Below are 6647 nucleotides of genomic sequence, written 5' to 3'. Positions count from 1 at the left end.
CTGCCCATCCAGACCACCCCGGACGGCCGTCGGACCGCGCCGCGCGACGCGCTGGTGCGCCGCAGCCTGTTCCTGCACACCGTCATCTCCGTCCTGGTCGGACAGCTGACTCCGGCCGAACGGGCGGCCCTCGACGTCGCGATCACCGCGACCTACCAGGCGGCGGGGATCAGCTCCGACCCGCGTAGCTGGGGCCGGCCGGCGCCGCTGCTGGCCGATCTCGCCGCCCGGCTGGCCGCCTCGGAGGACCCGGCGGCGGTGGCGCTTGGCGCCCGGCTGCACCCGTTCACGGCTGGGGCGTTCTCGGGTCTGTTCGACGGGCCGACCACCGGCCGCGGCGACGNCCACCTGGTCGTCTACTCGCTGCGGGACCTGCCCGACGAGGTCAAAGCCATCGGCACGCTGCTCGTCCTCGACGCCGTCTGGCGACGGGTGTCGAACCCCGCCGACCGGCGGCCCCGGCTCGTGGTTGTGGACGAGGCGTGGCTGCTGATGCGCCAGCAGGCGGGCGCGGACTTCCTGTTCCGGATGGCGAAGTCGTCCCGCAAGTACTGGGCCGGGCTCACCGTGGCGACCCAGGACACCGCCGACGTGCTCGCCACCGACCTCGGCAAGGCGATCGTCACCAACGCCGCCACGCAAATTTTGTTGAGGCAGGCACCGCAGGCGATCGATGAGATCACCGCCGTGTTCGACCTGTCCCAAGGCGAACGGCAGTTCCTGCTGTCCGCCGACCGCGGGCAGGGGCTCCTCGCGGCGGGGGCACAGCGGGTTGCTTTTCAGGCTCTGGCCTCGCATGTCGAGCACCGCCTGGTCACGACCAACCCGGCCGAACTCGCCGCCGACCCCGACGACGGCGGCTTTCTCGATCTCGCCGTGCCGGATGACTCGACCGATGACGACGGCCAGATCTATCTCGATGCCGCCTGACCAGCATCGTCGTATCCGCAGGGAGATCGTAGCCATGGATCTGTTCGCCGCGGCGGCTACCACGCCGTCGTCGCCGCTTGCCACCTATCTGACCGACCCGGGGGGCTTCCTCCACCAGATCCTCGGCGCGCTACGGGGGTGGGCGCTGGTCTGGGGCCCTGTCGCCGGCCCGCTGCTCATCCTCGCCGCCGCCGGTCTACTCACCGGGCGTCGGCGGCTGCGCCGCCGCTACCAGCAGCGGCTGATCGCCGGCGCCCGCCTGGTGACCGTGCTGGCCCCGCCCACCGTCGACCCGGCGGGCGCGTCCGCCCTGTGGGCGAATCTGCTCGGCCTGCTCCGCCCCGGCTGGCGACGCCTGGTCGGCCAGCCGCACCTGGTGTGGGAGTACCAGTTCACCGGCGACGGGGTCCGCATCCAGATCTGGGTACCNGGCGTCGTGCCCGACGGGATGGTGGAACGAGCCGTCGAGGCGTCCTGGCCCGGCGCGCACACCCACACCACCCCCGCCCGCGCGCCGCTGCCCGTCGTGGCCCGGCCGGGACGGCGGCTGCTCGCCGCCGGCGGCGAACTGCGCCTCGCCCGCCCCGAAGCGCTGCCCATCCGGGTCGACCACGACGCCGACCCCCTGCGCGCCCTGCTCGGCGCGCCCGGCAGCCTGGCCCGTAACCAGCGGGCGGCGGTGCAGATCCTGGCCCGGCCGGTCACCGGCCGCCGTGTTGCCAAAGCGCGTCGGGCTGCCCGCCGGCTACGCGCCGCCGGCTCGGCGCACCTGGCCGGCGGCCTACTGGACCTGCTCACACCCCACACCGGCCGCACCCGGCAGCGCCGCCGGACGGCTACCGCCACGGTGAAGGTCGACCCGCAGACGTCGCTGGCCCTGTCCGCGGAGGACCGCGCCATCGTCACGAAGCAGCGCGGTGCCCAGTACGAGGTCCGCGTCCGCTACGCCATCGCCGCGATCCTCGACGAGCACACCGACGACACCACCACCGCGCAGGTGGCCAGCCAGCTACGCGGCCGGGCGCACGCCATCGCGTCGGCGTTCGCCGCCTACGGCGACCACAACTACTACCGCCGGGTCCGGCTACGCCGCCCGCTGCCCGTCCTCGCCGCCCGGCAGTTCGGCCGCGGCGACCTGCTCTCGGTCGCCGAACTCGGCACGCTCGCNCACCTGCCGGTCGACGAGGCGACCCCCGGCCTGCAACGCGCCGGCGCGAAGGCCATCGCCCCGCCGCCCGGCGTTGCCGGCCCCGGCCCGAACGTCCGCCCCATCGGGCGCACCGACGCCGGGCAGGCGCGGCCGGTCGGTCTGCGGGTCCCGGACGCCCGGCATCACCTGCACGTCCTCGGCGCGACCGGCGCGGGCAAATCCGAACTGCTCGCCCGCATGACGCTCGACGACGTCGCCGCGCACCGAGGTGTAGTCAATGTCGACCCGAAGGGCGACCAGATCATCGACATCCTCGCCCGCTACCCCCTGGACGCCCTCGACCGCCTCGTTCTGTTCGACGCCGAGTCGAACAGCCGACCGCCGTGCCTGAACCCGCTGGACCAGCCCGACAGGGGGCGGGCCGTCGACAACCTCGTCTCGATCTTCTCCCGGGTGTACGCCGACTCGTGGGGGCCCCGGACCGAGGATATTTTCCGCGCCGGTCTGCTCACCCTTGCCNCTCAACCCGGCGTTCCTGTGATCACGGATCTGCCGAAACTGCTGACCGACACCGCCTACCGCCACCGGGCACTCGGTGAGATCGACGACGACATCCTGGCCGGCTTCTGGACCTGGTACGAAGCCCTCTCCGAGGCCGCGCGAGGCCACGTCGTCGCCCCGCTGATGAACAAACTCCGTGGGTTCCTGTTGCGGCCGTTTGTGCGGGCCGCGATCGCGGCCGGCCCCTCGACTGTCGACATGGACGCGGTGTTGAACGACGGCGGGGTGTGCCTGGTCCGCATCGCCCAAGACGCCCTCGGGGTCGAGACCGCGGCGCTGATGGGCTCGATCGTCGTCTCTGNGGTCTGGCAGTCCACCACCCGGCGCGCCCGCCTGCCCCAAGGGAAAAGGCCCGACGCCAGTCTGTACCTGGACGAGGCCCACAACTTCCTCACGCTTCCGTACGCGTTGGAGGACATGCTCGCCGCCGCACGCGGCTACCGGCTCGGGATCGTTCTGGCGCATCAGAACCTTACCCAGCTGCCTCGGCACCTGGAAGAAAGCATCGGCGCCAACGCCCGCAGCAAGATCTATTTCACGGTGAGCCCGGCGGACGCGAAACGGCTCGCCCGCCACGTCGAGCCCCGGCTGGCCGAGCACGACCTGGCCAACCTCGGCGTGTTCCACGCCGCCGCCCGCCTGGTCGTCGGCGGGGAAGAAGCTCCCGCCTTCACGGTCGTCACGGAAAAACTCCCCGCCCCGGTGCCGGGCCGCGCCGCGCAGATCCGCCGGGCGCTGCGCCGCCGCGCGGCCACCCCCGCCGCGCCGGCTCCCACCGGTCCGGGTCCGCGGCCCACCTCCGACCCGCGCCGCGTCGCCTGACCGCGCGCCTCGCTGCCACCACGAAGGACCATCGATGGCCAAACCGTTGCCGCAACGCGCCCTGCGCGTCCCGTTGCGTCCCGCCGCCCGCGTCGTCGCCGACGCCGAACACCTGGCGAACCTCACCCCTCACCTCAGCTCGCGCGACCGCTGGATTGCCCGGCTCCTTTACGAGCACCGGGTCCTGACTACCCACCAGCTCGTCCAGGTCGGCTGGCCCACGCGGCGCACCGCCAACGAGAGGTTGCTCCAGCTTTACCGCTGGCGCGTCATCGACCGTTTCCAGCCCCTCAGCCCCCTCGGTGAGGGCATGCCCCCGGCGCACTACGTCTGCGACGTCGCCGGCGCCGCCCTGCTCGCCGCCGAAGACGGCCTCGACCTGGNCGCGACCGGCTACCGGCACGACCGCGCGCTCGGCGTCGCCTACTGGCCCCAGCTCGCCCACCGCGTCGCCGTCAACGGCTTCTTCACCCACCTCATCGCCCACGCCCGCCAGCCCAACCCGCCCGGCACCCTCACCGCCTGGTGGTCGGAGGCCCGGACCCGCCGCGCGTTCGGCGACATCGTCCGCCCCGACGCCTACGGCCGCTGGACCAGCCGCAGCGGCGACCTCGAATGGTTCCTCGAACTCGACTGGGCCACCGAGCCCTACGCCCGCCTCGCCGCGAAGATCAGCAAATACGGGCGGCTCGCCACCTCGACCGGCATCACCACCCCGGTCCTGTTCTGGTTCCCCACCACCAACCGGGAGACCCGCGCCCGCCGCGCCCTGGCCGACGCCGTCGCCGGGCTCGACCAGCCGCACACCGTCCCGGTCGCGACCACCGCCGCCACCCTCGCCCCACCCGACGACCAGCTCGACCCGGCCCCCGCCCGCTGGCTGCCCCTCACCTCCAGCCGCGCCGGCCGGCTCCCCCTCGACCAGCTGCCCCGCGCGTGGCCCCGACTGCCCGCACCCGCGCCGGTGTCCGACCGGCCGGACGCCCTCCCCACCGGATCGGGCCTGCGCCCACCCGCGCCCATGCCCCCTGAGAAGTACCGGGGGTGAGCGGCCACGACCAAATACCTCGCCGGGGCCGCCGCCGCCGTAGTCCTGCTCATCGTGCTCATGGGCGCCGCCGCCGCCCAANAGTACCGGGGGTGAGCGGCCACGACCAAATACCTCGCCGGGGCCGCCGCCGCCGTAGTCCTGCTCATCGTGCTCATGGGCGCCGCCGCCGCCCAACTGGCAGAACGAGTCCTGTGCGTGCCGGTCGTCGGCTGGTTCCTCGGCTGCGGCAGCGGCGGCAGTCCCAGCCAGACCGCGCTCGACGACGTCCCCGCCGACTACCTGACCCTCTACATGCAGGCAGCAGCGACCTGCCCCGGCCTGTCCTGGACGACGCTCGCGGCCATCGGCAAAGTCGAATCCGATCATGGACGCAGTCGGNTGCCGGGCGTGGCCAGCGGTACCAACAGCGCCGGCGCCGGCGGCCCCATGCAGTTCCTCGCCCCGACGTTCGCCGACGTCGTCGCTCGTCACCAACTACCAGCAGGCGGCGCGAACCCGCCGTCGCTCTACAACCCCCAGGACGCGATCTACGCCGCCGCGGCCTACCTATGCGACAACCACGTCGCCACCGACCTGACCGGCGCCCTGTGGGACTACAACCATTCCGGCGCCTACATCGCCCAGGTTGTTACCCAGGCCACCCAGTACGGCTCGACTGACGGCCCAGGGGCCGACACCACCGCGTCCGATGCCGGCTACGCCGCCGTCCTCTACGCCCAGGGCCAGATCGGCATCCCCTACCTGTGGGGTGGGGACGGCCCCCAGTTGACTGAACTACCGGGCGGCGGGGTTCGGGNGGCGGGTGGGTTTGACTGCTCGGGGTTGACGCGGGCTGCCTATGAAGCGGCCGGGGTGGATCTTCCGCGGACCGCTCAGGAGCAGTATGACGCGGGTCCACTTCTGCCAACGGGTACTGCGCCTGCGCCGGGGGACCTGGTGTTCTTCGGGAGCGGTCGGACCGACGTGACCCACGTTGGGATCGCGATCTCAGCTACCGAAATGATCGATGCGCCCCACAGAGGAGCAGTCGTCCGCATGGAATCTATTTGGNCTAATCTTGTGGGAATCACGCGCCCCGCAGGTCGGAGCTGAGGTGACCATTCCTTGGTGTGATGGCGATCCGCGTCGCTTTTCCTGCGTTGCCGTGAATGGAGTGTGGGGACAGGCAGACTACTTGGATCGTATGGTTCTCCGGCGTGGTGAGCTCCTGCTCGCCGTTCCTGTCGACTGGAGTGGGGCGATGGTAGATGACGGGAGTGGCCAGCGGGACTTGACCATGCTGGTCGTGCCCCNCATCGGGTGTCTGCGGGACACGGGCGAATTGTGGGAGCCGTACCTGCTGCTGGACGGTTCCGGTCAGGTGGTCGAGCCCGCCCGAGTCTATTTGAAGGATCTGCAGGCGGCTGGTCGGTCCGCGGCGACTCAACGTTCCTATGNCCTGGATCTCCTGCGCTGGTTCCGTTTTCTGTGGGCGATCGGCCTGTCCTGGGATGCGGCGGGGAGAATCGAGGCACGTGACTTTTCCTGCTGGCTGCGGGTCCTTGACAAGCCGGCGAGCGGCCCGGGAAGGAGGAGGGCGTCGGGGGCGGGTAGCCCCAATCCGGTCACGGGTAGACCCGCGCCGGGAGCGNAGTACGCGGCCCGGACAGTCGCGCATAGCGAGACGGTGCTGCGGGCCTTTTACGACTGTCATCGGCGTTGGGGAAGCGGACCGGCTGTCAATCCCTTTCCGCTGGTTCGGCAGCGGGAGGAGGGGCGTGCGCATGCGCACCACAATCCGTTGGAGCCGTTCCGCAACACCAGGGTCGGGTTGTATCGGCCGACGGTTCCGAAGCGGGTGCCTCGCGCGATCCCGGACGAGCGCTTCAACGAGTTGTTCGCCGCCCTGCTCAGCCACCGTGACCGCGCGCTGGTCGCGTTCTACGTGTCGACAGGCGCTCGGGCCAGCGAGCTGTTGGGGACCACGCAGGCGGACGCCGACCCAGGCCAGCAGCTGATCAGCGTGGTGCGCAAGGGCTCCCNCACCGTCCAGCGACTGCCGGGCGTGTCATGACGACTGTGTAAGCCAGAGGTGGACCAGGATCGATCTACCTTGATCGGGTAGGTCGGAAAGGTACACCGAATGACACAGAG

General features: G+C 71.6%; 3 protein-coding genes and 4 pseudogenes. All 7 read left to right on the top strand.

Translation table 11 applies throughout. From position 1 onward, the window contains the following. Window positions 1-348 precede the first annotated feature (348 nt). Window positions 349-930, top strand: coding sequence for an ATP-binding protein (locus UK94_RS71885; protein ID WP_313949628.1), 582 nt, complete (start codon window positions 349-351; stop codon window positions 928-930). A gap of 2044 nt (window positions 931-2974) precedes the next feature. Continuing rightward, window positions 2975-3463, top strand: coding sequence for a type IV secretory system conjugative DNA transfer family protein (locus UK94_RS71880; RefSeq protein ID WP_313949627.1), 489 nt, complete (start codon window positions 2975-2977; stop codon window positions 3461-3463). Between the two features lie 34 nt (window positions 3464-3497). Further along, window positions 3498-3846 (top strand): annotated as a pseudogene (locus UK94_RS71875) (replication-relaxation family protein); the annotation flags it as partial. Between the two features lies 1 nt (window position 3847). After that, on the top strand, window positions 3848-4511 hold a 664-nt coding region (locus tag UK94_RS31330; protein ID WP_235490867.1), incomplete at its 5' end, for a replication-relaxation family protein. A gap of 156 nt (window positions 4512-4667) precedes the next feature. Next, window positions 4668-4892 (top strand): annotated as a pseudogene (locus UK94_RS71870) (hydrolase Nlp/P60); the annotation flags it as partial. A 1-nt stretch (window position 4893) separates the two neighbouring features. Next, window positions 4894-5310 (top strand): annotated as a pseudogene (locus tag UK94_RS71865) (hydrolase Nlp/P60); the annotation flags it as partial. Window position 5311: 1 nt separating this feature from the next. Continuing rightward, window positions 5312-5564, top strand: a pseudogene (locus tag UK94_RS71860) (C40 family peptidase); the annotation flags it as partial. Window positions 5565-6647 lie beyond the last annotated feature (1083 nt).

It is taken from the genome of Frankia sp. AvcI1 (assembly GCF_001420875.1).
GTDB classification, from domain to species: domain Bacteria; phylum Actinomycetota; class Actinomycetes; order Frankiales; family Frankiaceae; genus Frankia; species Frankia alni.
The sequence above is the reverse complement of the archived record's forward strand: the minus strand, read 5'-3'. Positions and strand labels throughout refer to the sequence as shown.